We start from the raw sequence: 24,930 nt of genomic DNA on the forward strand, positions 1-24,930 counted from the left end.
GCTTGCGCTCCTCGCACCTCAGGGAGCAGGGGTTATGCGGTTCTTTCGGATTAGGAGCAAGAGGTCGCGCCTCGCACCTCAGGGAGCAAGAGGTCGCGCCTCGCACCTCAGGGAGCGGTGGGGTCGCGCCTCGCACCTCAGGGAGCAGTGGGGCTAGCGTCGGGGCATGCGGCCCTGGATGTGTGTCTTCTGCGCCAACGAGTTCCCTCCCGGCGAGACGCCGCCCGCGGTGTGCCCGATCTGCGACGACGACCGACAGTGGCTACCGGTCAGCGGCCCGAGCTGGACCCGGCTCGACGAGACCGCCGACAACGTGCTGACCGCCCGGGAACTGGAACCCGGGCTCATCGCGCTGTCGCTGCACCCCTCTGTCGGGATCGGTCAGCGCGGCCTGCTCGTGACCACCTCCGAAGGAAATATCCTCTGGGAGCCACCGGGTTTCGTCGGGCCGTCGCTGGTGGACTGGCTCGACGCCCACGGAGGCGTCGCCGCCATCGCGTCGAGCCATCCCCACCTCGTCGGCGCGAGTGTCTCGCTCAGTCACCGTTACGGTCGAGTCCCGGTGTTCTACAACGACTCCGACCGGAGGTGGGTGACCCGCCCCGACCCGGTCGTGCACTTCTGGTCGGACACCACAGACGTTCTCGGAGGAGTGCGACTCGTCCAGTGCGGCGGGCACTTTCCGGGCAGCGCCGTGTTGCATCTGCCCGCCGCCGCGGACGGTCGGGGTGCCCTGCTGACCGGCGACACCGTCAAGGGCGTCATGCAGCCGGGCATGGTGACCTTCATGCGCAGCTATCCGAACATGATCCCGCTGTCGCCGCGACTCGTCTGCCAGATCGTCGACCGGCTCGGCGACCTCCGATTCGACCGGCTCTACGACGCGTTCGGCGTCGTCGTGCGGGAAGGTGCGCGCGAGGTCGTCGAGTCCTCCGCCGAGCGCTACATCGGCTGGGTCACCGACGAGATCGTCGACCCCGACGATCCGCACGCGCCCTCCTGAGTGGAGGCCGGGGAGCGCTTCAGGCGTCCGGATACCCCTTCGGGTTGCCCGACTGCCAGCGCCAGGTGTCGGCGCACATGTCGTCGATGGTCTTGGTCGCATGCCAGTTCAGGTCGTCATTCGCGCGAGTCGGATCGGCGTAGGACGCGGCGATGTCGCCGGCTCGGCGCGGGGCCACCTCGTAGGGGACCGGCCGTCCACTGGCCTCCTCGAAGGCGTGCACGACCTGCAAGACCGAGACACCCTGTCCGGTACCGAGATTCCACGTCGACATGCCGGTGTCGCCGGTGCTGATCCGGTCGAGCGCCGCGACGTGACCCGCGGCCAGATCGTCGACGTGGATGTAGTCGCGTACCCCGGTGCCGTCCGGGGTGTCGTAGTCGTCGCCGAACACCGACAGTTTCTCGCGCCTGCCGACCGCGACCTGCGCGACGAACGGCATCAGGTTGTTCGGGATGCCCGACGGGTCCTCGCCGATCTGTCCGCTCGGGTGCGCACCCACGGGATTGAAGTACCGCAGCGCCGCGATACGCCACGCGTCCGAGCTGGCGGCGACATCGCGCAGGATCTGCTCGATCATCACCTTGGTCCAGCCATACGGGTTGGTCGCCGACGTGGGCAGGTCCTCGGTCATCGGCAGCTCGGGTTCGGCACCGTAGACCGTCGCGGAGGACGAGAACACGAGCGTGTACACGTCATGGCGCTCCATCGCGCGGAGCAGCGCGAAGGTCGTGCCGAGGTTGTTCTGGTAGTAGTCGAGCGGCTTGGCCACCGACTCCCCGACCGCTTTGTACCCCGCGAAGTGGATGACCGCATCGATGTCTTCGTGGGCGAAGAAGTGTTCGGTCTTGTCGACGTCGGCGAGGTTGAAGGCGTGCACGGGAATGGAGCGCCCGGTCAACGCCTCGAGCCGACCGACGACCGCCGGTTTGGCATTGCTGAAATCGTCGACGATGACAACGTCGTGTCCGGCCGAGACCAATTGGATGACGGTGTGCGAGCCGATGTAGCCCGCGCCTCCGCTCACGAGTACGCGCATGATGACCACCGTAAACGGCGATCCTGGGAACGGGCCAAGTGCCGCGGTCAGCCGGTGACGCGTTCGGTGGTGGCGTATTTCTGTTCGACGGCTTCTTTGGTGGGCTGCCACCAGGCGGGGTGCTCGCGGTACCAGTCGATGGTGGCGGCCAGGCCGGCGCGGAAGTCGAGGTAGGCCGGTGTCCAGCCGAGTTCGGTGCGCAGGCGGGTGGAGTCGATGGCGTAGCGGCGGTCGTGGCCGGGCCGGTCGGTGACGAAGTCGAAGGCGTCGGCCGGTTGGTCGAGGAGTTCGAGGATGGTTTCCACGACGGTGCGATTGTCGACTTCGCCGTCGGCGCCGATGAGGTAGGTCTCGCCGATCCGGCCGCGGTCGATGATGGTCCACACGGCGTCGTTGTGGTCGTCGACGTGGATCCAGTCACGGATGTTGCGGCCGTCGCCGTAGAGCTTGGGGCGCACGCCGCTGAGCACGTTGGTGATCTGGCGGGGGATGAACTTCTCGATGTGCTGGTAGGGGCCGTAGTTGTTGGAGCAGTTGGAGATGGTCGCGGCCACGCCGAAGGAGCGCACCCAGGCGCGTACGAGCAGGTCGCTGCCGGCTTTGGTCGAGGAGTAGGGGCTCGACGGGTTGTAGGCGGTGGTCTCGGTGAAGCGGGCGGGGTCGTCGAGGTCGAGATCGCCGTAGACCTCGTCGGTGCTGATGTGGTGATAGCGCACCTGGTGGGCGCGGACGGCTTCGAGAAGGGTGTAGGTGCCCACGAGGTTGGTGGAGACGAAGGCCGACGGGTCGGCGAGGGAGTTGTCGTTGTGGGATTCGGCGGCGAAGTGCACGACGAGGTCTGACTCGGCGACCAGACGGTCGACAAGGGTGGCGTCGGTGATGTCGCCTTCGACGAGTTCGACGCGGTCGGCGACCGGAGCGAGGGTGTCGGGATTGGCGGCGTAGGTGAGTTTGTCCAGGACCCGGATCGAGGCGTCGGGGCGGGTGGCCAGCGTGCGCAGCACGAAGTTGGCGCCGATGAACCCGGCACCCCCGGTCACGAGAACTCGCACGTGCGACGCCTTTCGTCGAGGTCGGTGAACGCAGCCACTGTACCGAGGAACCGAGGTCGCCGTCTCGGGTGAACACCTGGCGGTACCACTCTCCTGGCATCGCGGAGGGCGTCGGGCATTACCCTGATCGCCATGAGAGGGATCATCCTGGCCGGCGGCACGGGCACGCGGCTGCACCCCATCACGCAGGGGGTGAGCAAGCAGCTCGTCCCGGTCTACGACAAGCCGATGATCTATTACCCGCTCTCGACGCTGATGCTGGCCGGGATCCGCGACATCCTGATCATCACCACCCCGCACGACGCCCCGGCATTCGAGAACCTGCTCGGCAACGGCGACCAGTTCGGCATCAACCTGACCTACAAGACTCAGCCCTCCCCGGACGGCCTCGCCCAGGCCTTCGTGCTCGGTGCCGACCACATCGGTAGCGAGTCGGTCGCACTCGTCCTCGGCGACAACATCTTCTACGGCCCGGGACTGGGCAGCCGGTTGCAGGGTTTCGAGAACGTCGACGGTGGCGCGGTGTTCGCCTACTGGGTGGCCAACCCCGAGGCCTACGGCGTCGTCGATTTCGATGCCGACGGAACCGCCATCTCCTTGGAAGAGAAGCCGGCACAACCGAAGTCGAACTTCGCGGTGCCGGGCCTGTACTTCTACGACAACGACGTCGTCGACATCGCCCGGAATCTGAAACCCAGCGCGCGCGGCGAGTACGAGATCACCGACGTCAACGCGCACTACCTCGAACGCGGCAAACTGTCGGTCACCGTCCTGCCGCGCGGTACGGCCTGGCTCGACACCGGGACCTTCGACAGCCTCCTCGACGCCGGTAACTTCGTGCGCACCGTCGAACAACGCCAGGGGCTGAAAATCGCTGTCCCCGAGGAGATCGCGTGGCGACAGGGTTATCTGGACGACGACGAGCTGCGGGCCAGGGCCGACACACTGCGCAAGTCCGGTTATGGTGACTATCTGCTGGAGCTCCTTCAGCGTGGCAAGGGTTTCTGACGCGAAAGGCTTCTCATGAAGGTCCGCCCACTCACCATCGAGGGCGCCTGGGAGTTCACCCCGGTCCAACACGGTGATGCCCGCGGGTTGTTCGCAGAGGCCTTCAAAGCCGACGTACTCGCGGAGGTCATCGGTCACCGCTTCGATCTCGCGCAGGTGAATCTGTCGGTGTCCGCGGCCGGTGTGCTCCGCGGTGTCCATTTCGCCGATGTCCCGCCCGGGCAGGCGAAATACGTCACCTGCCCCACCGGCGCGATCCTCGACGTCATCGTCGACATCCGGGTCGGGTCACCCACTTTCGGCGCGTACGACACCGTTCTGCTCGACGACGTGGACCGTCGGGCGGTCTACCTGTCCGAGGGGTTGGGCCATGCATTCTGTGCGCTCGCCGACAACTCGACCGTGACCTACCTCTGCTCCACCGGCTACAACCCGACGGGCGAACACGGCATCAATCCGCTCGATCCCGAACTCGGCATCGAGTGGCCGACAGAGGCTCGCGACGGTTCGCCCCTGGAATACGAGCTCTCCCCGAAGGACACCGCGGCGCCCGGCCTCGCCGAGGCGCGCGACTCGGGTCTGCTCCCGAATCACGACGACGTGGCGAACTTCGTGCGTTCGCTACGGGACTGACGGCCCGAACGCCGAGACGTGCACGGCGCAGCCGTGCACGTGGCGGGGCGGGCGGAGGTCAGCGGTTGGTCGACCGCCGGAACGCGGAGACCGCCCAGAAGTAGCCGCCGACCAGGAACACCACGCACCAGCCCAGGGCCCACGGCCAGCGATCGCTGATGTCGAGACCCATGAGGAGTCCGCGCAGCGTGTCGGCGATGGGACTGAACGGTTGGTATTCGGCGAACTGGCGGACGCCGTCCGGCATGCTGTCGGTCGGAACCAGCCCACTGCCCAGGTAGGGCAGGAAGAGCAGGGGCAGGGGCATGTTGCTCGCGCTCTCCGGATTCGGCGCGACAACTCCGATCGCGACCGCGATCCACACGAGGCCCGCGGTCAGCAACAGGAGCAGACCGCCGGCCGCAATCCAGTCGAGAAGGCTCGCGTCGGCGCGGAATCCGAGCGCGAGAGCTACTGCGAGCAGGAAGAACACCGCGACGACCCCCTGGATCAAGGCGCCGACGAAGTGGCCGGCGAGGATCGCTGTCGGCGGGGTGGCCAGCGACCGCAGCCGGTTGATGATTCCCTCGGTGACGTCCTGGTTGACCGAGACGGCCACGGCCACTGTCAGGAACGACGGCACGAAGAGCAGCAGCCCGGGCAACAGATAGTTGATGTACTTGCCGTCGAGTGGTCCGTCCGCGGAAAGTGCGCTCTCGATCGCGCCGCCGAAGAAGAAGGTCATCATCAGCAGGATCACGACCGGCATGGCGATGGTCGAGAACATCATGGTGGGGTAGCGCCGCAACCGGATCAGGTTGCGACGCACCATCACAGCGGAGTCGGACAGTGTGTGGTCGAGAGTGGTGGTCATGACTTCTCCTTGCTAGTGGTGGTGGTGGTGGTGGTGGTGGTGGCGGTGCGGCCGGTGATGGTGAGGAAGACGTCGTCGAGATCTGGTGTGTGTACCGAGATCCCGGCGGCGTCGATGCGTGCGGTGTCGAGTGTGGCGAGTACATCGCGGACCGCGCCGATCCCGGCGCCGCCGGGTACGGCGAGGGTGTTCTCGCCCGGAGTGTCGACAGCCGAAGGAAACTGTGCGCGCGCTCGTTCGAGGTCGTCTGCGTCGGCGAAGTCGATCCGGATGTACCCGCCGGGGACGAGTCGTTTCAGCTCGGCGGCCGTGCCCTCCGCCACGATCCTGCCCCGATCGAGCACGGCGATCCGGTCTGCGAGCTGATCGGCCTCCTCGAGGTATTGCGTGGTGAGGAAGATGGTGGTGCCACCGGAGACAAGGCCCCGCACGGTGTCCCAGACGGTCCGGCGGGACCGCGGATCGAGTCCGGTGGTCGGCTCGTCGAGAAAGATGATCGACGGCTCGCCCACCAAAGTCATGGCGAGATCGATGCGTCTCGTCATGCCGCCGGAGTACTCGGCGACCCGGCGGTCCGCGGCTTCGGTGAGATCGAAGTCGTCGAGAAGTCTCTCGACCCGCTCGCGGGTTGCCGTCGTGGAGAGGTGCCGCAGACGCGCGACCATGGTGAGGTTCTCGCGGCCGGTCAGCAGTGTGTCGACGGCGGCGAACTGCCCGGTCAGGCCGATCTGGGCGCAGATCGCCTCGCGGTCGGTGCGGGGATCGAGGCCGGCGATCTCAACGTGTCCGGCGTCCGGCTGCGACAACGTGGACAGGATCTTGACCGTGGTCGTCTTCCCCGATCCGTTGGGGCCGAGTAGGGCGAACACACTGCCGGCAGGCACTTCGAGGTCGATGCCGTCGAGGACGGTGTGGTCGCCGAAGGATTTCTTGAGTCCGATTGCGCTGATGGCCGTCGGTGTCATGGTCGGTGCTCCTTGTGATCGATGGGGACGTGATGGGGCCACATACATAGAGGCATGCGCATATATGCATGTGTTGGTAAGCGACCGTCCCTGGTGGACGTCGCCGGAAGTGCTCGGTTCTTCTAGGAGGGCTGGTGGCCGGAGGTCACACGTCCAGGTCTTCGACCTCGGGCCGTAGGGCCGCCGTGGTGCGCGCGTAGAACCGTTCGGGCACAAGAGGTTTGAGCTGTTCGGCGGTATCCACGATGTCGACGCGGTAGTCGCCCCAATCGGGCAGGTCGGCGGTGAACAGGCTGCGGACGCTCGGGAGGCCGGTCAGGTCCTTGAGCCAGTTGCCGGTCTTCTGCCGATGCGTCACCCCGCAATTCATCCAGTCGACGTGATGGATGCCGAGGACGATCTTGCCCGTGCGGCCTTCGTAGGCGCTCAACTTGGTTGCGTTACCGGTGGTTTCGTCATACTCGGTCTCCTCGGCGAGGAGTCTGCCGAAGAACCGCTTACGACGGACGCCGTCAGGGCCGTCCCGCAGAACCACCTCCTCGAAGCCTGCATCGCGGTAGTCGGCTGCCCGTACGTAGGCACGCAGGGCCTCCACGACCGCGCCCGACAGATTCCCCCCGGACACCTGTTGAGCGCGTTCGAGGACCTTGACGTCCTCATCGGAGACGTAGATGGTCTTGTTGGGCATGCACTGACTATATGTAGATGTATACGTAGACGCAAGGGGTGGTGAGAACTCGGCGCTCGGCAATCCTCTGAGGCCCGGACTCCGAATCGTTCAGTAGGCTGAGCGATGGGAGGTGCGGGCGGATGCTCACTGGACTGATGGGAAACTCGGCGATCATGGCCGCGATAGGGCTGGCGATGATCGCCCTGACGGCATACGCGCTTTACCTGAGGCGGGCATGCGGGGGTGTGACCTGGCTGGTGGTTCTTCTGGGCGTGGCACTGACGTTCGACAACGTCGCGGTCGCAGCGGGGCGATGGATCGGTTTCGGCGACGTCCTCTACGCGATCAACCTGCCGCGCTTCTGGGTTCACGGATTGATGACCCCGCTGATCGTGGTGGTCGCGGCGATGCTGGCATGGCGTCTGGGTGTGCGGTGGAGCCGTCCGGTCCTCGTGGTCGGGACGCTCCTGGTCATCGCGCTCGTGGTCGTCGGCATCGTCGAACTCTTCGTGGCCCTCGAGCTTGCGCCGGCGACCAACGGTGACGCGCTGCGGTACGCCAATGCGGCGGCCGCCGGACCACCGATACCCGCGCTGGGCACGGTGCTGATGCTCGTGGCGATCGGGGTGTCCGCGTGGCGTCAGGTGCGATCGTTCTGGCTGACCGTCGGCTCGGTCACGATGCTCGTCACCGCGGCTGCCGGAATGTCGGTCCTCTGGCTCGGCAACTTTGGTGAACTGGTGCTGTACGCCTCCATCGTCGCCACGATGTACCAGGTGGCAGCGAATCAGGATCGGCCCGCCGCCTCCGACGGTGCGGACACTCGGACGGCCACGAAGAGCTCACCGGCGCAACAACTACCGGTCACGCGCTGAGCCGCTACGACTGGTCGTCGCGCGTTTGGCGCTGATCCTGCCTCTCGGCGTCCTGCAGCGCGATCGCGCGGGCCAGTCGCGCGTACTTGACCTCCAGGTCACGGAACCGTAGATACGTCGACACGGTCGTGAACGCGAACGCGATGACCAGCAGGAACAGCACCAGGTCGAGGCCGCGCTGGATGCCGATCTTGTTGGCGACCCATGTGACGTCGTCCTGACGAAGCATCGCGTAGAGGCCGAATCCGATGAAGGCGACGAACAGCAGTTTCACACCTGCCGACGCGCGCGCCGTGCCGCGGTTCACGACGAAGAACCCGACGAGCGCGACCAGGCCGAGGATCGCGAGGATCTGGAACCAGATCATCGTGGCATCACTTCCTCATCCGCGTGTGGAACAACCCGTCGGCGACGATGTTGACCCCGTTGATCAGTGACTGCCCCTTCGCGCGCGAGTAGTCGGTGTAGAGGATCGTCACCGGTTGCTCGGTCACCCGCCACCGGTGATGATCGATGAGCGCGATGAACTCCGACGCGTGGCTCATCCCGCTCATGAGGAGATCGAGTTGATCTGCCACTGTCTTGTTGAAGGCCCGAAGTCCGTTGTGCGCGTCGGACAATCCGAGACGACGCGTTCGTGGGCTCAGGAACACGATGGTGCGCAACGCCATTCGCCGCAGGAGCGGAACCGACTCGCTGCGCCCGTCGGCGAAACGCGTTCCGACGATGATGTCGACCGGTTCGCGTCGCAGCCGCTCGATCATCGCCGACACGTCGTCGACCTGGTGTTGTCCGTCGGCATCGAAGGTCACGAAGAACCGCGCACCGGGACGGCGACGCGCGTACTCGACACCGGTCTGGATCGCGGCGCCCTGCCCGAGATTCACGGGGTGCCGGACCAGGTGAACTCCGGCGGCCCTGATCTCCTCGACCGAGTTGTCCGAACTGCCGTCGTCGACGCAGACGATGTTGGGGAACGTCTCGCGGGCCTTGGTCGCCACCTCGCGGATCACCTGGCCCTCGTTGAAAACGGGTACCACCAGCCACACGTCGGCGTTGGTGCTGGGGTCGGCCATGGTCAACAACCCTAACCCGCTCCGGCGTCGTACCCTCCGCCCGGCACGCCTCATGCGCGGCAGGGGGTTCGGGCCCGGTTAGTCTGGTCCGGTGACGATCGACGTGATGATGCCGTTCTACGGCGACGTCGCCCAGTTCCAGCAGGCCGTGACCAGTGTTCTCGAGCAGAGCGACCCGGACCTGCGCCTGGTTGTCGTCGACGACTGTCATCCGGATCCGAGGCCGCGGCAGTGGCTGGATTCGCTCACCGACGCCCGGGTCCACTACCTACGCAACGAGACCAACCTCGGCGTGAACGGGAACTTCCGGCGCTGCGTCGACCTGGTGACCGCGGACTGGTTCGTGGTCATGGGATGCGACGACCTGATGCACCCCGACTACCTGGCGACCGTTCGGACCCTGACCCGACACCACTCCGACGCCGCGGTCATCGCGCCGGGCGTCGACGTCATCGACGAGAACGGACAGGCGGTCACCCCGCTGGGCGATCGGATCAAGGCAGTTCTCGCACCGCCACGGGCAACCGTGCTGGCGGGCGAGCGGCTCGCGACGACGCTGTATCACGGCAACTGGACCTACTTCCCGTCCCTGCTGTGGCGGACCGCCGCGGTCCGCGAGGTCGGGTTCCGCCCGGGACTCGAGATCGTCCTCGACCTGGCACTCCTCGTCGACCTCGCGAGCGCCGACGGGTCACTCGTCTACGACCCCGAGGTGGTCTTCTCCTACCGCAGGCACAGCGCCTCGGTCAGCTCGGTGCAGGCGGTCGACGGCCGGCGGTTCGCCGAGGAGAACCGCTTCTTCGCCGAGGAGGCTCAACGCTGCGCCGCGCGTGGTTGGCCGAAGGCGGCGCGCGCCGCGAGGTGGCATGCGACATCGAGACTCAACCACCTCTCGGCCCGCGTCGGCGCGGGGCTCGGCCGGTTACGGGGATCGTCGACGGCCTAGGAGCGAGCCGGCGGTTCTGTGGTTCGTCCGGATGGGGGTCAGGGGTCCGCGAGTCAGGCCCGCAGCACTCCGACGAGGTGCACGCCGAGGCCGATCAGCGGCCCGACGACGAGGGCGACGCAGGTCCGGGTCTCGACGTCGAGCGGCAGCAACAGCATCGCCACGGCCACCAGGGTCGACACCCACCACCCGGTCGCGTACCAGCGGTGGGCGCCCGCGGCGATGGCCGCGGCGCCGGTGACCGTCAGCAGCGCCAGACAGGTCGCCCCGAGCGTCAGCATCGCCACGACCACGCCGTCCAGATCGAAATCGGCACCGAACACCGATCTCAGCAACCACGGACCCACCAGCCACGCACCGAGTACCCCGACGCCACCGACTGCGGCGACGACGCCGAGGGGCGCACCCAGCGCCGCGAGGCGACGGTCCCGGCGGTCGACGAACCGGGAGATCAGAAGTCCCTGAAAACTGTTGAGCGGCACCAGTAACGGCGCGCGCGTGAGTGTGACGGCGAGGATGAGGGCGCCGATCGTCGCGGCGTCGTCGACGTCGGGGCCGCCGCGCAGATCGGTGGTCAGGTTGATGAGGACCGGAAAACCCATGACGAGGACGGCGCTCGCGGCGGCGGCGGCCATCGCGGTCAGGGTGTTGACCGTCAGGCGCCGCGGCGGGACGTCGCCTGCGACGCCGATCGCGCGGCGGGCCGAGGCCGACACCGTGAGCACCACGCCCCACGAGGCCGATCCGATGACCGTGACGGCGAGAAACGCCGTGGTACCCCAGCCGACCGCCACCGCGATCCCGGCACCGGCCATACGGATCAGCGCGTCGACGGACAGCAGCACCGCGAACGTGGACCAGTTCAACCGCCCCGACAGTGCGCCGCACAGGTGTGCGTACACCGCGAAGCTCGCCACGCCGACCGCGAGCAGCAGCACCGACAGTCCGCGATCCTCGGTGAACACCCGCCTGCTCCACAACGGTGACGTGGCGACGACCAGCGCGGCCAGACCCAGCCCGATGGCCGTGTTCACCAGCAGCGGTCGCGAGCGGGCGAGTCCCTCCGAGGCAGCGGTCCGCACCGCGCGCGTCGTCTCCTGGAGCTGTCCGTTCTGCGCGCCGGTCACCAGCCCGTAGGCGGCCCAGAACACGGCGAACACGCCATAACCGACGGCACCGAGATGTCTGGCCGCCAGGAGGAGGACGGCATAACCGGACGCGGCCGCGACAACAGTCGCGATCGTGACCCGCCCCAGTGACCGTGCGTCGGTGTCACCGGGTGGGCTCGCCGACCCGGGGTGAGGACCCGGCGTCGTCGGATCGGTCGTCATCGAAAAGGTCAGGAAGGACCCGGAAACGGCGGCAGTTCGGGTGTGAACAGCCAGTCGTCCCAGAGTTCCTTGAGCGGCTTCGACGAATGGGTCGCGGCGAGTGCCATGAAGTCCTCGGTGGTCACCGAGCCGTAGCGGTACTTGTCGGTCCATCGCTGCAGCAGGGCGAAGAAGTCTCCGTCACCGATGGTCAGCCGCAACGCGTGCAGCGTGAGGGCGCCGCGCTTGTAGATCCAGTCGTCGAACATCTTGCGCGGACCGGGATCGGCGAGTGGTACACGGACCGGCGACGATTCGAGCTTCGCGTAGTAGTGGCGCGCCCACTCGTCGGCGCTCCGGCCGCCGGAGTGCTGACTCCACAGCCACTCGGCGTAACAGGCGAAACCCTCGTGGAGCCAGATGTCGCGCCACCGGGCCGCGGTCACCGAGTTGCCGAACCACTGATGCGCGAGCTCGTGAGCGATCAGCCGCTCGGCATGCCGGCTGCCGTCGCAGTGATTGGCGCCGAAGGTGGAGAAACTCTGTGCCTCGATGGGGATCTCGAGTTCGTCGTCGGTGACCACGACGGTGTACCGGGGGAAGGGGTAGGGCCCGAACATCTCGATGAACGCCGAGATCATCTCGGTCTGCTGACCGAAGTCGATGCCGAAGTTCTCCTCGAGGCGCGCGGGAATCAGGCCGGCGACCGGAAACGGCTTGGATGCCAACGAGATCTGCTTGTACTGACCGATCTGGATCGACGCCAGGTAGGTGGGCATCGGCTCCACCTGCTCGTAGACCCAGGTGGTGTGCGCGGCGCGGACACGTTTGGACTCCAAGACGCCGTTGGCCAGAGCGTGATACGGGCTGTCGGTGGTGATCGAGATCCGGTACGGCGCCTTCGCGCTCGGATGGTCGTCACACGGGAACCACGACGCCGCCCCGTTGGGTTGGTTCGCGCAGAGCGCACCGTCGGTCAGCTCTTCCCAGCCGACCTCGCCCCAGGGGCCGCGGATCGGATGGGGACTGCCGTGGTACCGGACCGTGACGGTCATCGCGCCACCCGGGGGGAGCGGACTGTCCGGCGTGATGGTCAGCTTGTGGCGGCGATGGGAGTAGCGGGCACGCTTGTCGTTGACCGACACCCGCTGCACCGAGAGCGAGCCGGCCAGATCGAGAGTGAACCGCTTCAGTTCGGCGTACGACGTCGCGGTCAGGACAGCGGTCCCCTCGAGCCGATTGCTCGCCACCTTGTACTCGAGCTCCAGGTCGTATCGGGAGATCCGATAACCGAGATTGCCGTTGTCGGGCAGGTACGGATCGAGGACGTCGGCGGGCGCTCCCAACACAGGTTGCCCGGAGTTGCCTCGCGAACCCAGCCCAATCTTTCCCGGCACTCTCGACTCCTACTCCGTTCTGCCCCGGTGGGCTGACGTGCGGTGGCGCGCCTCGACGAGTCGCGTCGGCGACGCGCTGCGACCGGTCACGAAGCGGTTGCGGTTGGGTGGTGATGTCTCGATTCGGCAGTTCACCCGCGACGGGGCGATGCTGTCCCGGACACTGAGAGAGTACCTGGCGGCGGCGCAGCCGGCCCGCCCGATCGATTCGAGGAGTGCGGAATGAGCGGATTCGGTAGTGTGGCGCAGTTTCTCGCGCGACTGATACTCGGCATCATCTTCATCGCCCACGGCTGGCAGAAGCTGTTCACCCAGGGCATGGACGCCACCAAGGTCGCCTTCGGTCCGGGCGGGATGGACGTGCCCTACCCGGAGCTCGCGGCGTACTACGCCACCTGGGTGGAGCTGATCGGCGGCATCCTGTTGATCCTGGGTCTGCTGCTGCCGATCGTCGCGACGCTGCTGATCGCGGACATGATCGGCGCGATCGTGTTCGTGCACTGGGACGCCGGGTTCTGGAACATGGACAGCGGTTACGAGTGGCCGCTCGCGCTGATCGCCGGTCTGCTGGCGGTGGGCTACACCTCGGCCGGCCGGATGGGTGCCGACAGCTACATCATGCGGCGACGACGCCGGGACGTCGTCTGACAGGAGGTTTCGACTCGGCTCCTCGCTGCGCTCGTCGCCGGCTCAACCGGCGGGGGACGCGCCGCCGCCGGGACGTCGTCTGACGAGTCAGGCGAAGGCCAGGCCGTCGATGGTGGCCGTGCTCGTCGGCACCGCATCGGTGTCGGTGAGGGCGGCCACCAATCGTGCGATCATCTCGCGTTCCTCATCGGCGTGCCGGAGGCCGACCCCGTCGATGAGTCCCGGCGAGAGGAGGGCGAGGGGATCGGTGTCGTGCCGGTGGATCACCGCCGCGCCGAGCAGTCGCTGCGCCTGACCGGGGTCGGACTCCCAGAGTGCGTCGGCGGTGAGCAGATACAACCGGACGGCCGGCGGGTAATCGTGCAGGTGCACGAGCGCCCAGGCCCAGTGCTTTGCGACATCGACCGTGTCGGCCTCGGCACGCCCGTGTGTGCGCACGTACTTGCCGTGCAGTTCACGACACAGATGGCTCGCGTCGGACCACAGCATGAGATGGGACATGCACCGGACGCAGTCGTGCAGATTGGACAGGTACATCACCGAATACGGTCCCTCGCGGCGCGACCTGATCTCGCGGAGCACGGAGAACTCGGCCAGCGCGTGGTCGTATTCACCGGCCGAGAGCAGCGCCTGGGCCTCGGCCTGCATTTCCTCGATCACCCTCGACATTCTCGCCGATCGGGGACCCCGCCACCGGCGATTCGGGTGAACCGGATGCCCGCTCCTCGGGAGCGCCGGATGCATCGCACCGTCCGGCGGTTCTGGCGGGACTCCCGGCGGACTGGCATCGTGGCAAGGATGAAGGACGACATCGGTAGCACCCCGGAGGGCTCGGACGGCGAATACAGCCTGGACGAGGACGATCAGCTCCAACCAGAGGACACGCTGGTCGACCGTGGCGTCGACGATGTCCTCGACGAGGGGTACTCGCCGCCCGACTATGAGCCGAAGGGGGCCGTCCACGGTCTGACACCGCGCGAGCAGGCCGAAGGTGAGACGCTCGACGAGCGGCTCGCCGAGGAGGAGCCCGACGTCGGAGCGGTCGATCCACTGGACGAGATCACCGCGGAGGAACGCTCTCGAACCGATTGGCGCGCACACGATTCCGATCGGGACGACGAGTTCACCGAAGACGACGAGGTCGGGGACCGACGGGCCGGCAGATTGATCGCCCCGGACGCCGGGTCGGGCATCGACACCGAGTCCGAGGCGTTCGCCGAGGACGCCGGGATCGACGGTGCCGGCGCCTCCGCGGAAGAGGCTGCCGTGCACTACATCTCCGACACCCCGGACTGACTCGCCGGATCGGGAACATTCGGCCCGCCGTCTCGCTCAGTCGGCCGACGGCGACTGGTCTAACACCTGTGCCAGGGCTGCGACGATCGTCGTGCGGACGGCGTCGGCCGTCAGTCCCAGTCCGGTCATCGCGTCGGTGAGTGCCGGGTCGGCGAAGAATCCGAGCAGGAGATGCTCGGTACCGATGTAGTTGTGCCCGAGATCGAGTGCGACGCCGACGGTGGACTCCAAGACCGCCTTGGCCCCGTCGTCGTAGGGCACCACGCTGGTGGCTTCGTCGTCGGCGATGTCACGCGCATCGGGAACCAGCGGTGCGATGGCCGTGTGCCATGCGTCGGCGTCGACGCCGAACTCCTGCAGCACGACGAACACGAGGGATGTCGGTTCGGCGGTCAGCGCCCGCGCGATGTGCGCCGGGGTCACGTGCTCTGCCCGGTCCGCGGCCGCCGCAGCGTTCGCGCTCATCAGCACGTTCGCCGCGCGTGGGGTGAACCGTGCGAACGGGTTGTCTGCCGCGGGTGCCGCATTCCCGCTCGCGGTCGACACGCGGTCGACGAATCGCTTCTGGGCGGCCTGCTTGCTCACCCCCATGCTGGCGCCGATGGCGGTCCACGACGCCCCCGAGCGACGGGCCTGATCGACGAAATGCCCGATGAGACTGTCCGCGACGTCCCCCAGGTGCTGTGCCGCGACCACCGCATCGGACAGCTGGTCCAGCGGGTCGTCGTGGACCTTGCGGATCGCACTGATGAGGTCGTCGAGGCGGATGGTCACTGGTTTCTGCGTCATTCGTCAACCGTAGGTTGACGAGCGAGATGCGTCAACCCCGAGTTGACGACGGGTGTCGCCGGGGTGATTAAGGCCGCCTTCGTTGACAGCGGCGGGAAGCGTCGTGACGATGGATGCGGAGATCGGCGAAGTCCTCGCCGATCGTTCCAGTCCTTTGCCACGGGAGGGAATCCAGTGAGCATCACCGAATCGTCGTATCGTTCCCCATCGACCGAGCCCCGGCCCGTCGTCGACGCGAGCACCGAGGTCCCGGCGCCGCACGGCGTCGTCACCGACGTCGCCCGTCGCTTCCTCGATGTCCGCGCGCTGACCGACACGCTGGCCGAACGGCTCTCGCCCGAGGATCAGACCCCCCAATCGATGACCGAGGCCAGCCCGGCGAAATGGCATCGCGCACACGTGACCTGGTTCTTCGAGGAATTCATCCTGCGACAGGACCCCGCCTACACCGTCTACGACGAGACCTTCCGGTACCTGTTCAACAGCTACTACGAGGCTGTGGGAGAACGGCATCCGCGCCCTGATCGTGGGCTGGTCACGCGACCGGGTGTTCGCGACGTGACCCGCTATCGCGAGCACGTCGATGCCGCGATGGTCGAACGCCTCGAACGCGGCGACCTCGACGATGCCACCCTCGAACTCGTCGAACTCGGCTTCAACCACGAGCAACAGCATCAGGAACTGCTGCTCATGGACATCAAGCACCTGTTCTCCACGCATGCATTCGGCCCGGTGTACGTCGACCGCGAACCCGACGAAGCGGGCACCGCGAAGGCGTTGGGCTGGCGGCAGTTCGAGGGTGGCGTCAGCGAGGTCGGTGCGTTGGGGAGCGGGTTCTCCTACGACAACGAGGGCCCCCGTCATCGGGTCTACCTCCAAGACTTCGAGATCGCCGACCGCGCGGTGACCAATGCGGACTGGCTGGAGTTCATGGCCGACGACGGCTACCGGCGCGCCGAGTTCTGGTTGTCCGACGGGTGGGCGACGATTCGCGAGACCGGTTGGGAGGCGCCGGGGTACTGGCGCGACGAGACCGGTACGCGCTCGGCCGACCCCACGGACTGGACGACGTACACACTCTCCGGCCGGCGGCGCATCGTGCCGGACGAGCCTGTGCTGCACGTGTCCTTCTACGAGGCCGACGCCTACGCACGATGGGCCGGTGCCCGTCTGCCCACAGAGTTCGAGTGGGAGATCGCCGCGGGCTCACTGGGTGCCGAACGGGGTGCTCTGCTCGATCCCGGGCGATGTCATCCCGGACGCGTCGGCCCGGCGATGATCGGTGATGTGTGGGAATGGACCGCGAGCGCCTATCTGCCCTATCCCGGTTTCGTTCCCGCCAACGGCGCGGTGGGTGAATACAACGGGAAGTTCATGTCCGATCAGCATGTCCTGCGTGGCGCGAGCGCGGTGACTCCCGAGGGTCACGAACGGCTGACGTATCGCAACTTCTTCCCCGCGGCGTCGCGCTGGGTCTTCTCCGGGCTGCGGCTGGCCCGATGAGCCTCGACAGCGACACCCCGGTGGCCGAGCCGACCACCGGGGGCCTTGCCGCAGACGCGCTCTCGGGTCTGTGGCAGCAGCCGCCGGTCCTGCCGACGAAGTGGCTCTACGACGAGCGCGGAAGCAAGCTGTTCGACGAGATCACCCGTCTGCCCGAGTACTACCCCACCCGCCGCGAGACCGCGATCCTGCGCGCGCGGTCGGCGGAGATCGCCGCCACCACCCGGGCCGAGGTGATCGTCGAACTCGGCTCGGGGACGTCCACCAAGACGCGTCTGCTACTCGACGCGTTCGTGGACGCGACCGCCGATGGTGAGCGTCCGACGTATGTACCGGTGGACGTCAGCTCCGAGATGCTCACGGCGACAGCCGAAGTCCTCGCTGTCGACTATCCGGGCATCGACGTGGTGCCCGTGGTCGCCGACTTCACCGAACCCGACCTGGATCTGCCGCCCGCCGCCGGGCCGCGCCTCGCGGTGTTCCTCGGCGGCACCATCGGCAACTTCGATCCCGCAGCGCGCGCAGGGTTCTATCGCGCGATGGTCGGCTCGCTGTCGCCGGGTGACTACTTCCTCCTCGGTACCGACCTCGTCAAGGACACCGGCCGACTCGTTGCCGCCTACGACGACAGCGCCGGTGTCACGGCGGATTTCAACCGGAACATGATCGAGGTGCTGCGCGCCGGCCTCGATGCGCGCGGACTCTACGCCGACGACTTCGCACACATCGCCCGCTGGAATCCGGACGAACACCGCATCGAGATGTGGTTGCGCGCCCGGCGAGACGTCGACGCGTACTTCGGCGTGTTGGGCCGGTCGTGGCGGGTGCCCGCGGGAACCGAGATCCATACCGAGATCAGCACCAAGTTCGAACCCGAGGCCCTTGCGTCCGAACTGACCTCGGCCGGACTGTCCGTCGTCTCGACGTGGACCGATCCCGCGGGAGACTTCCAGCTCACCCTGACTCGACGCTGAGCAGTTCGCGCACGCGCGGGATGACCTGTGTTCCGTACAGCTCGATGCTGCGCATGAGCTCGGTGTGACCCAGGGTCCCGTGCGAATACTTCAGATCGAATCGGGTCAGTCCCAGCGCTCGGACCGTGGCGGCGATCTTGCGTGCCACGGTGTCGGGCGACCCGACGTACAGTGACCCACCGGGCCCGGTCGACCGCTCGAACTCGATGCGTGTCGGCGGCGGCCACCCGCGTTCGCGACCGATCCGTCCGACGTACTCGCGGTAGTGGGGCCACAATTCGTCGCGTGCCTGGGCGTCGGTGTCGGCCACATGGCCCGGCGAGTGCACGCCGACGGGCAACGGGGACTTGTCCATCTCGCGCAGGGCGCGGTGGTAGAGATCGACATACGGCTGGAACCGCAGCGGGTCGCCGCCGATGATCGCCAACATGAGGGGCAGGCCGTACGACGCGGCGCGCACCACCGACTCCGGGCTGCCACCGACCGCGATCCAGGTCGGCAGGGGCGGATTCTCGAGTTCGGGGTAGACCGCCTGGGACTGCAGGGGGCCGCGCGTGGAACCCGACCAGGACACCGGCTGGCCGGTGCGCAGTTCGGCGAACAGTGCGAGTTTGTCGCTGAACAGCTCCTCGTAGTCGGCGAGGTCGAACCCGAACAGTGGGAAGGACTCGGTGAACGATCCCCGACCCAGGATCACCTCGGCTCGTCCGGATGACAGCGCGTCGACGGTCGAGAAACGCTGGAACACGCGGATCGGATCGTCGGAACTGAGCACGGTGACCGCCGAACCGAGGCGCATCCGTGTGGTGCGCGCCGCGATGGCGCCCAGCACGACCTCGGGTGCCGACACCGAGTAGTCGTCGCGGTGATGTTCACCGACACCGAGGAAGTCGACGCCCACCTCGTCGGCGAGTACGGCCTGCTCGAGCAGGTCGCGCAGCGTCTGGGCGCCGGAGCGCAGCGTGCCGTCGGCTTCGGCGGTGATGTCCCCGAATGTGTCGAGCCCGAGCTCGACGTCGGTGCCTGCAGCGTGAGAGTCCATGTCGCCCTTCGCGAGTGTTCATCCAATGGTGAATCGACGATCCGAAGCCCGCAGCAGCATCGGAGTTGCTGCGTTTCCCGGACATCTTTCATGTTCGTCGCGGTATCGAGCATATTGCTGTGCGATGCTTTATCGGTTCACGTGCTCGGCAGAGACACGCCGATATCTTCTAGACAAGGGAGACACTCCGATGTGGGATTCATTCTGGGATTTCATCTGGTACACGATCGTCATCTTCGCGTTCGTCGCCTACCTGATCGTGCTGTGGCATATCATCGCCGACCTGTTCCGTGACAAGGCCGCGTCGGGGTGGCAGAAGGCGGCGTGGGTGATCTTCCTGATCGTCTTCCCGTACCTCACCGCGATCGTCTACCTCCTCGCCAAGGGCAAGGGCATGGCCGAGCGTCAGCGCGAGGCCTACACCGAGGCGAAGCAGGCGTCCGACGAGTACATCAAGTCGGTGGCGGGCAGCTCGCCCACCCAGCAGATCACCGAGGCGAAGGCGCTGCTCGACTCGGGCGCGATCACCCCGCAGGAGTTCGAACACCTGAAGAGCAAGGCTCTCGGTACCGCTGTCTGACACGTTCGTGGCGGACCAGGACGGAAGGTGTCATGGTCCGCCTGTCGAACCCCGACGCTCTCCGGTGACCCTGTCGCCGGAGAGCGTTGGCATGTGCCCGGTTCCACGGGGCCCGGCACTGCCTGACACTGCTAGTCCGGCCGGACGCCCAGTCGCCAGAGTGGGTTGACCGGGCCGTGGCCGGCACCGAGCGGGTAGGCGGCAGCCAGACAGCGGGTCACCCAACCCTTGGCGAAGCCGACCGCGTCGGGAACCGGATGACCGTGTGCCAGGGCACTCGCGATCGCCGCGGCGAGGGTGTCGCCGGCACCGTGATCGTGCGGGGTGTCGATGCGCTCATGACTGAGTTCGATGAACTCCTCGCCGTCGTAGAGCAGATCCGGTGAACGATCCGACGTGCGCAGGTGTCCGCCCTTCACCAGCGCCCACCGCGGTCCGAGATCGAGCAGAGCCCGGGCCGCATCGCGCTGCGAATCGGCGTCGGTGACCTCGATCCCGGTGATCAGCCGGACCTCGTCCAGATTCGGTGTCACCACGGTCGCGAGCGGAAACAGCTTGTGGCGCAGGGTGTCGAGCGCGGAGTCGGCGAGCAGCTGGTTGCCGTGCATCGACGCACACACCGGATCGACCACCAGAGGTACGGACGCGTCGCGGCCGATTCCGCTGGCGCCGCACTGCTCGACGATGGCCTCGATGATCGGTGCCGACGCGAGCATGCCGGTCTTCGCCGCGGCGACGCCGATGTCACCGACGACGGAGTCGATCTGCGCAGCGACGGTGTGCGGGGTGATCTCCTCGAACCCGCTGACACCCAGTGAGTTCTGGACCGTCACCGCGGTCACCGCGACACACCCGTGCACTCCGAGTAGGGCGAAGGTGCGCATGTCGGCCTGAATCCCCGCGCCGCCACCCGAATCCGAACCGGCGACGGTCAGGACCCGTACGGGGGCGGAACCGGATCGCGCGAGCGGGAGCCCCGCGAAATCCTGCTCGTCGACCGTGCGTTGATTCGCGTCGACCGTGCGGCGTTCTGCGTCGACCGGGCGCATCAGGCGCCGCCGGCGGTTTCGAGTGGCAGGTACACCCGGTTCCCGGCCTCGGCGAACTCCGCCGACTTCGCGGCCATGCCCTCCGCGATCGTGCGGTCGATGTCCTCGGTGGTGACGAGCCCGTGCTCCTCGGCGTAGGCCCGGACGTCCGCAGAGATCCGCATCGAGCAGAACTTGGGTCCGCACATCGAACAGAAATGGGCGGTCTTGGCGGGTTCGGCCGGAAGCGTCTCATCGTGGTAGGCGCGAGCCGTGTCGGGATCGAGCGCGAGGTTGAACTGATCGGTCCAGCGGAACTCGAAGCGCGCCTTGCTGAGTGCGTCGTCGCGTTCCTGGGCCCGCGGGTGCCCCTTGGCGAGGTCGGCGGAGTGGGCGGCGATCTTGTAGGTGATCACGCCGACCTTGACGTCGTCGCGGTCCGGAAGTCCCAGGTGCTCTTTCGGAGTCACGTAGCAGAGCATCGCGGTGCCGGCCTGGGCGATCATCGCCGCGCCGATCGCCGAGGTGATGTGGTCGTACGCGGGCGCGATGTCGGTGGCGAGGGGCCCGAGGGTGTAGAACGGCGCTTCCTCGCACAGTTCCTCTTCCAGCCGCACGTTCTCCGCGATCTTGTGCATCGGGACGTGCCCCGGTCCTTCGATCATCACCTGCACGCCATGCGATTTGGCGATCGTCGTCAGTTCGCCGAGGGTGCGGAGCTCGGCGAACTGCGCTTCGTCGTTGGCGTCGGCGATCGATCCGGGGCGCAGACCGTCGCCGAGCGAGAACGTGATGTCGTAGCGACGGAAGATCTCGCACAGCTCGTCGAAATGTGTGTACAGGAACGACTCCTGGTGATGCGCGAGGCACCAGGCCGCCATGATCGAACCGCCGCGCGAGACGATGCCGGTGACCCTCTTGGCGGTGAGCGGGACGTACCGCAACAAGACCCCGGCATGAACGGTCATGTAGTCGACGCCCTGCTCCGCCTGTTCGATCACGGTGTCGCGGTAGAGCTCCCACGTCAACGATGCCGGATCGCCGTTCACCTTCTCGAGAGCCTGGTAGATGGGCACCGTCCCCACCGGGACCGGCGAGTTGCGCATGATCCATTCACGCGTGGTGTGGATGTCGGCGCCCGTCGAGAGGTCCATGATCGTGTCGGCGCCCCACCGGGTGGCCCACACCATCTTCTCCACCTCGTCGGAGATGGAGCTGCGGACCGCCGAGTTCCCGATGTTCGCATTGATCTTCACGGCGAACCGCTTGCCGATGATCATCGGCTCGGACTCGGGGTGCCGGTGGTTGGCCGGGATCACCGCACGGCCGATCGCCACCTCGGAACGGACCAGTTCGGCGTCGACGCCCTCTCGCGCTGCGATGAACCGCATCTCGTCGGTGATGATCCCGGCGCGGGCCCAGGCCAGCTGGGTGCTCGCGCCGTCGATCGGATCGGGCCGATGCCAGCTGTCGCGGGTGGGCGCGAGGCCCTTCTCGACGTCGATGTGCGCCGACGTATCGGTGTACGGACCGGAGGTGTCGTAGACATCCAGATGCTCACCGTTGGTGAGGTGGATGCGACGCTGCGGCACGCGCAGATCGTCGACGGGGAGGTAGTGCTTGGTACTGCCCTGGATCGGACCGAGGGTCAGGAACCCGGAATCGGCGGGCGCACCGCTCTTGTGGGTGCTGGATACACGTGTGCCCATGGCTGTTCTCCCTACGCCGGCATTACCCGGACAGGTTCGAGCGGTCGGCGACCGCCCGTCGCCATCTCAGCCCTCGGTCATCGTGAGAGCCCCCGCGGTGTGTAGTTGTCGTGCGCCCGCCACCCTACATCGCCTCATCCGGACGGGAGGCGAGGGTTCGGCGAACCGTATCGATTTGCGACAACCGAGTCATCGGGGTGGCAGTTACGGTTCCGTAAGGTAGCCTGTGACCCGGATCACAGGCGAGCGTCGATGACGAGTCATGCGTCGCGCGCAGGTGGTCCGATGTCCGTGATCAAGAGGTGAGGAGGGTCGGGTGCTACGCAAGCATCGTCAGCGACCACCACAGTCGGCAAAGTCGATCCTGCAACAGATCTCGCAGGTGGTGCACAACCCCGACCGCGACCGATTCGAGCTCTGGGTCGCCGGCGACCTGGTCGGCGTGCTCGGCTATTCGACCGAGACCGTCGACGGTCAGACCACCATCACCGTGCTGCACACGGTGCTCTACGACGAGTACAGCGGGCACGGTCTCGCCACCCGGCTCACCCGCACCGTCGTGCATTACACCCGCGAGCAGGGCGCTCGGCTTCGGCCGGTGTGCACGTTCACCAAGCGCTACCTCGACGGCCATCCCGGGATCGTGACCCTCGCGCCGGTGTGACCCGAGCGTCGAAGGTCACGTCGACGCCCTTCGTGGCTCGTCGCTTGCGCTCCTCGCACCTCAGGGACCAGGGGTTATGCGGTTCTTTCGGATCAGGGACCAGGAGTTATGCGGTTCTTTCGGATCAGGGAGCAGGAGGGTCGGCGAGCAGCGTCTCGCGGAGCACCTTCTTGTCGATCTTGCCGACGGCGGTGACCGGGAGGGTGGTCACGACGCGAACCGTGTCGGGCAATTTGAACGATGCGAGTCCGCGCTCGGCGAGGAACGTGCGGATCGTGGCGAGCTCGAGCGGCTGGGCCGGTGGGTGCTCGTGTGAGAGCACCACGGCGGCGCAGATCTTCTCGCCGAGTGCGTCGTCGGGGAGGCCGACCACCGCGACCTGCCGGACCGAGTTGTGGGCGAGGAGGTTTTCCTCGACGTCGTCGGCGGCGACGTTCTCCCCGGCGCGCACGATGGTGTCCTTGATGCGACCGGTCACGGCGAGGTGGCCCGACGGCAACCGCGTGACCTTGTCGCCGGAGCGATAGAACCCGTCCGGCGTGAACGACTTCTCGTTGTGGGCGGCCGCCCGGTAGTAGCCGCGGATCGTGTACGGCCCGCGTACCAGCAGTTCACCTTCGGTGCCGTCGGGGACGTCGTTGCCGTCCTCGTCGACGACGCGCACCTCGTCGAGTTCGGACATCGGCGAGCCCTGCACCTGATGGACCAGGTCGCGCGCGTCATCGCGACGGGTGTAGCAGATCAGCCCTTCGGCCATACCGAACACTTGCTGGACCACGTCCCCGAGCGCGGCGTCGAGGGCGACGGCGTCGGGCCGGGCCAGCTTGGCACCGCCCACCTGTAGGAGGCGCAGCGAGCTGATGTCCGCCGGCTCCCACTCGGTCGCCGCGCACCAGAGCTGAGCGAGGGCGGGGACGAGCGAGGTCACCGTGACGCGGTGCCGTTCGATGAGGTCGAATGTGTTGTCCGGGCTGGGGTTGTCGGCGAAGACGACGTGGCCGCCAGCGCCGAACACGCCCAGGATTCCGGGGCAGCACAGCGGGAAATTATGCGCGGCGGGCAACGCGACGAGGTAGGTGTCGTCGGCGGTGAGGCCCGCGATGTCCGCTGACAACCGGGCATTGAGGTCGTAGTCGTCGTGCGTCCGCGCGATGAGTTTCGGCAGGCCGGTGGTACCCCCGGACACGAGGAACAGCGCGGGCAGTCCGGGATCGGGGGCGTCGGGGAGTTCGACAGCGGCGGGGTCTGCGTCGGGGAGGGCCGTGAAACCCCCCGGCTCGCCGGAGATGAAGACCTGCGTGACGTCGGGCACCCGCGATTGGAGGTCGGTCGCGAGATCACGGAAGTCGAACCCCCGGCGGCCGTCCTCGCCGATGTAGGCCACCGCGCCCGCTCCGGTCGCGAGATGGGCGATCTCGGTGATCCGATGCGCCGGCAACGTCATCACCGGCACGACGCCGGCGCGTAGGAGGCCGAACAGGGTCACGGCGAAGTCGAGAGAGTTGTTCAGCTGCAGCACGACCCGCTGCGTGGGGCGCAGGCCGGCGTCGACGAAACCGGCGGCACGACGAAGTGTGGCGCTGCGGAACTCGGCGTAGGTGAGCGTGCGCGGCCCGTCGGTGGAGGCGTCGGTCACCGCGGGGGCGTCGGGTGTTCGCTCGGCGGCCAGATCGAGGGCCGCGAACAGGGGGCGGTCGAGGAAGACGCCTGCATCGCGGAATCTCTGTGCCTGTGCGTCGGTGTGGGGGGTGAAACCGTCGAGCAGATCGGTCACGTGGTCGAGGTGCGTCGGCATGAGTTCATTCAAACACAGGCAGGATAGGGTAACCTTACCGGTCGATGCGGGACGGGGAACCAGGTATCGACCCGC

General features: G+C 67.1%; 26 protein-coding genes and 1 riboswitch. Of the genes, 11 read left to right on the plus strand and 15 right to left on the minus strand.

The window, feature by feature from the left end; genetic code table 11:
• Positions 1–166: 166 nt before the first annotated feature.
• Positions 167–1,003 (plus strand): hydrolase, encoded by an 837-nt coding sequence (locus ACFW3F_RS23330; protein ID WP_388061705.1) that lies wholly within the window; start codon positions 167–169, stop codon positions 1,001–1,003.
• Positions 1,004–1,022: 19 nt separating this feature from the next.
• Here the strand turns inward: ACFW3F_RS23330 and galE are convergent, their stop codons facing one another.
• Together galE and rfbB are read right to left on the minus strand one after the other, a co-directional pair.
• A complete protein-coding gene (gene galE / locus ACFW3F_RS23335; RefSeq protein ID WP_388061707.1) occupies positions 1,023–2,042 on the minus strand; it encodes a UDP-glucose 4-epimerase GalE in 1,020 nt (339 codons plus the stop codon).
• A gap of 47 nt (positions 2,043–2,089) precedes the next feature.
• Positions 2,090–3,094 (minus strand): dTDP-glucose 4,6-dehydratase, encoded by a 1,005-nt coding sequence (gene rfbB, locus ACFW3F_RS23340; RefSeq protein WP_388061709.1) that lies wholly within the window; start codon positions 3,092–3,094, stop codon positions 2,090–2,092.
• Positions 3,095–3,226: 132 nt separating this feature from the next.
• Here rfbB and rfbA point away from each other — a divergent pair, with 132 nt between their 5' ends.
• Positions 3,227–4,102, plus strand: a complete 876-nt coding sequence (rfbA, locus tag ACFW3F_RS23345) for a glucose-1-phosphate thymidylyltransferase RfbA (protein WP_388061711.1) — start codon at positions 3,227–3,229, stop codon at positions 4,100–4,102.
• 15 nt (positions 4,103–4,117) lie between these two features.
• A complete protein-coding gene (locus ACFW3F_RS23350) occupies positions 4,118–4,735 on the plus strand; it encodes a dTDP-4-dehydrorhamnose 3,5-epimerase family protein (RefSeq protein WP_388061713.1) in 618 nt (205 codons plus the stop codon).
• Positions 4,736–4,793: 58 nt separating this feature from the next.
• On the opposite strand, the gene ACFW3F_RS23355 is transcribed toward ACFW3F_RS23350, so the two are convergent.
• The 3 genes from ACFW3F_RS23355 to ACFW3F_RS23365 all read right to left on the minus strand — a co-directional run bounded on the left by ACFW3F_RS23355 (position 4,794) and on the right by ACFW3F_RS23365 (position 7,241).
• Entirely contained in the window at positions 4,794–5,588 is a 795-nt protein-coding gene (locus ACFW3F_RS23355; protein WP_388061715.1) for an ABC transporter permease, read from the minus strand.
• The gene (locus ACFW3F_RS23360; protein ID WP_388061717.1) at positions 5,585–6,553 is read right to left on the minus strand and encodes an ABC transporter ATP-binding protein; all 969 of its coding nucleotides are present in this window, start codon (positions 6,551–6,553) and stop codon (positions 5,585–5,587) included. The genes ACFW3F_RS23355 and ACFW3F_RS23360 overlap by 4 nt, the downstream gene beginning before the upstream one ends.
• A gap of 145 nt (positions 6,554–6,698) precedes the next feature.
• Positions 6,699–7,241: an EXLDI protein gene (locus ACFW3F_RS23365; RefSeq protein ID WP_388061719.1), complete on the minus strand. Its 543-nt coding sequence runs from the start codon at positions 7,239–7,241 to the stop codon at positions 6,699–6,701.
• 122 nt (positions 7,242–7,363) lie between these two features.
• Between ACFW3F_RS23365 and ACFW3F_RS23370 the strand changes: the two genes are divergently transcribed.
• Complete coding sequence (locus ACFW3F_RS23370; RefSeq protein WP_388061721.1) at positions 7,364–8,098, plus strand: hypothetical protein; 735 nt, start codon at positions 7,364–7,366, stop codon at positions 8,096–8,098.
• A gap of 4 nt (positions 8,099–8,102) precedes the next feature.
• Here the strand turns inward: ACFW3F_RS23370 and ACFW3F_RS23375 are convergent, their stop codons facing one another.
• Both ACFW3F_RS23375 and ACFW3F_RS23380 read right to left on the minus strand, forming a co-directional pair.
• Complete coding sequence (locus tag ACFW3F_RS23375; protein ID WP_388061723.1) at positions 8,103–8,465, minus strand: DUF2304 domain-containing protein; 363 nt, start codon at positions 8,463–8,465, stop codon at positions 8,103–8,105.
• A gap of 7 nt (positions 8,466–8,472) precedes the next feature.
• The gene (locus ACFW3F_RS23380) at positions 8,473–9,174 is read right to left on the minus strand and encodes a glycosyltransferase family 2 protein (protein WP_388061725.1); all 702 of its coding nucleotides are present in this window, start codon (positions 9,172–9,174) and stop codon (positions 8,473–8,475) included.
• A 91-nt stretch (positions 9,175–9,265) separates the two neighbouring features.
• Between ACFW3F_RS23380 and ACFW3F_RS23385 the strand changes: the two genes are divergently transcribed.
• Positions 9,266–10,120 carry a glycosyltransferase family 2 protein gene (locus ACFW3F_RS23385; RefSeq protein WP_388061727.1) on the plus strand — a complete coding sequence of 285 codons (855 nt, stop codon included), beginning with the start codon at positions 9,266–9,268 and terminating at the stop codon, positions 10,118–10,120.
• 53 nt (positions 10,121–10,173) lie between these two features.
• On the opposite strand, the gene ACFW3F_RS23390 is transcribed toward ACFW3F_RS23385, so the two are convergent.
• Positions 10,174–11,451, minus strand: a complete 1,278-nt coding sequence (locus ACFW3F_RS23390) for a lipopolysaccharide biosynthesis protein (RefSeq protein WP_388061729.1) — start codon at positions 11,449–11,451, stop codon at positions 10,174–10,176.
• Positions 11,452–11,459: 8 nt separating this feature from the next.
• On the minus strand, positions 11,460–12,827 hold the full coding sequence (locus tag ACFW3F_RS23395) for a M1 family metallopeptidase (protein WP_388061731.1): 1,368 nt from the start codon (positions 12,825–12,827) through the stop codon (positions 11,460–11,462).
• A 222-nt stretch (positions 12,828–13,049) separates the two neighbouring features.
• Here ACFW3F_RS23395 and ACFW3F_RS23400 point away from each other — a divergent pair, with 222 nt between their 5' ends.
• Positions 13,050–13,475: a DoxX family protein gene (locus tag ACFW3F_RS23400; RefSeq protein WP_388061733.1), complete on the plus strand. Its 426-nt coding sequence runs from the start codon at positions 13,050–13,052 to the stop codon at positions 13,473–13,475.
• A gap of 87 nt (positions 13,476–13,562) precedes the next feature.
• Here the strand turns inward: ACFW3F_RS23400 and ACFW3F_RS23405 are convergent, their stop codons facing one another.
• Positions 13,563–14,144 (minus strand): hypothetical protein, encoded by a 582-nt coding sequence (locus ACFW3F_RS23405; RefSeq protein WP_388061735.1) that lies wholly within the window; start codon positions 14,142–14,144, stop codon positions 13,563–13,565.
• A gap of 129 nt (positions 14,145–14,273) precedes the next feature.
• On the opposite strand from ACFW3F_RS23405, the gene ACFW3F_RS23410 reads away from it, so the two are divergent.
• Entirely contained in the window at positions 14,274–14,771 is a 498-nt protein-coding gene (locus tag ACFW3F_RS23410; RefSeq protein ID WP_388061737.1) for a DUF5709 domain-containing protein, read from the plus strand.
• Between the two features lie 36 nt (positions 14,772–14,807).
• Here ACFW3F_RS23410 and ACFW3F_RS23415 read toward each other — a convergent pair whose 3' ends face one another.
• Complete coding sequence (locus tag ACFW3F_RS23415) at positions 14,808–15,560, minus strand: Clp protease N-terminal domain-containing protein (RefSeq protein ID WP_388061739.1); 753 nt, start codon at positions 15,558–15,560, stop codon at positions 14,808–14,810.
• 174 nt (positions 15,561–15,734) lie between these two features.
• On the opposite strand from ACFW3F_RS23415, the gene egtB reads away from it, so the two are divergent.
• Together egtB and egtD are read left to right on the plus strand one after the other, a co-directional pair.
• Complete coding sequence (gene egtB, locus ACFW3F_RS23420; protein ID WP_388061741.1) at positions 15,735–17,063, plus strand: ergothioneine biosynthesis protein EgtB; 1,329 nt, start codon at positions 15,735–15,737, stop codon at positions 17,061–17,063.
• Entirely contained in the window at positions 17,060–18,037 is a 978-nt protein-coding gene (egtD, locus tag ACFW3F_RS23425; RefSeq protein WP_388061743.1) for an L-histidine N(alpha)-methyltransferase, read from the plus strand. Before egtB ends, egtD begins: the two co-directional genes overlap by 4 nt.
• On the opposite strand, the gene ACFW3F_RS23430 is transcribed toward egtD, so the two are convergent.
• Positions 18,018–19,079, minus strand: a complete 1,062-nt coding sequence (locus ACFW3F_RS23430; protein WP_388061745.1) for an LLM class flavin-dependent oxidoreductase — start codon at positions 19,077–19,079, stop codon at positions 18,018–18,020. The genes egtD and ACFW3F_RS23430 overlap by 20 nt on opposite strands.
• Positions 19,080–19,269: 190 nt before the next feature.
• Between ACFW3F_RS23430 and ACFW3F_RS23435 the strand changes: the two genes are divergently transcribed.
• Positions 19,270–19,659, plus strand: coding sequence for a PLDc N-terminal domain-containing protein (locus tag ACFW3F_RS23435; RefSeq protein WP_388061747.1), 390 nt, complete (start codon positions 19,270–19,272; stop codon positions 19,657–19,659).
• Between the two features lie 131 nt (positions 19,660–19,790).
• Here the strand turns inward: ACFW3F_RS23435 and thiD are convergent, their stop codons facing one another.
• Together thiD and thiC are read right to left on the minus strand one after the other, a co-directional pair.
• The gene (gene thiD, locus ACFW3F_RS23440) at positions 19,791–20,708 is read right to left on the minus strand and encodes a bifunctional hydroxymethylpyrimidine kinase/phosphomethylpyrimidine kinase (protein ID WP_388061750.1); all 918 of its coding nucleotides are present in this window, start codon (positions 20,706–20,708) and stop codon (positions 19,791–19,793) included.
• The gene (thiC, locus tag ACFW3F_RS23445) at positions 20,708–22,396 is read right to left on the minus strand and encodes a phosphomethylpyrimidine synthase ThiC (RefSeq protein ID WP_388061752.1); all 1,689 of its coding nucleotides are present in this window, start codon (positions 22,394–22,396) and stop codon (positions 20,708–20,710) included. Before thiC ends, thiD begins: the two co-directional genes overlap by 1 nt.
• Positions 22,397–22,403: 7 nt before the next feature.
• Positions 22,404–22,493, minus strand: a riboswitch (TPP riboswitch).
• Positions 22,494–22,712: 219 nt separating this feature from the next.
• Between thiC and ACFW3F_RS23450 the strand changes: the two genes are divergently transcribed.
• Positions 22,713–23,060 (plus strand): GNAT family N-acetyltransferase, encoded by a 348-nt coding sequence (locus tag ACFW3F_RS23450; RefSeq protein ID WP_388061754.1) that lies wholly within the window; start codon positions 22,713–22,715, stop codon positions 23,058–23,060.
• Positions 23,061–23,184: 124 nt separating this feature from the next.
• Here the strand turns inward: ACFW3F_RS23450 and ACFW3F_RS23455 are convergent, their stop codons facing one another.
• A complete protein-coding gene (locus ACFW3F_RS23455) occupies positions 23,185–24,855 on the minus strand; it encodes a (2,3-dihydroxybenzoyl)adenylate synthase (RefSeq protein WP_388061756.1) in 1,671 nt (556 codons plus the stop codon).
• Positions 24,856–24,930: the final 75 nt, after the last annotated feature.

It is taken from the genome of Gordonia sp. NPDC058843 (assembly GCF_042743165.1).
In the GTDB taxonomy this organism is placed as follows: Bacteria; Actinomycetota; Actinomycetes; order Mycobacteriales; family Mycobacteriaceae; genus Gordonia.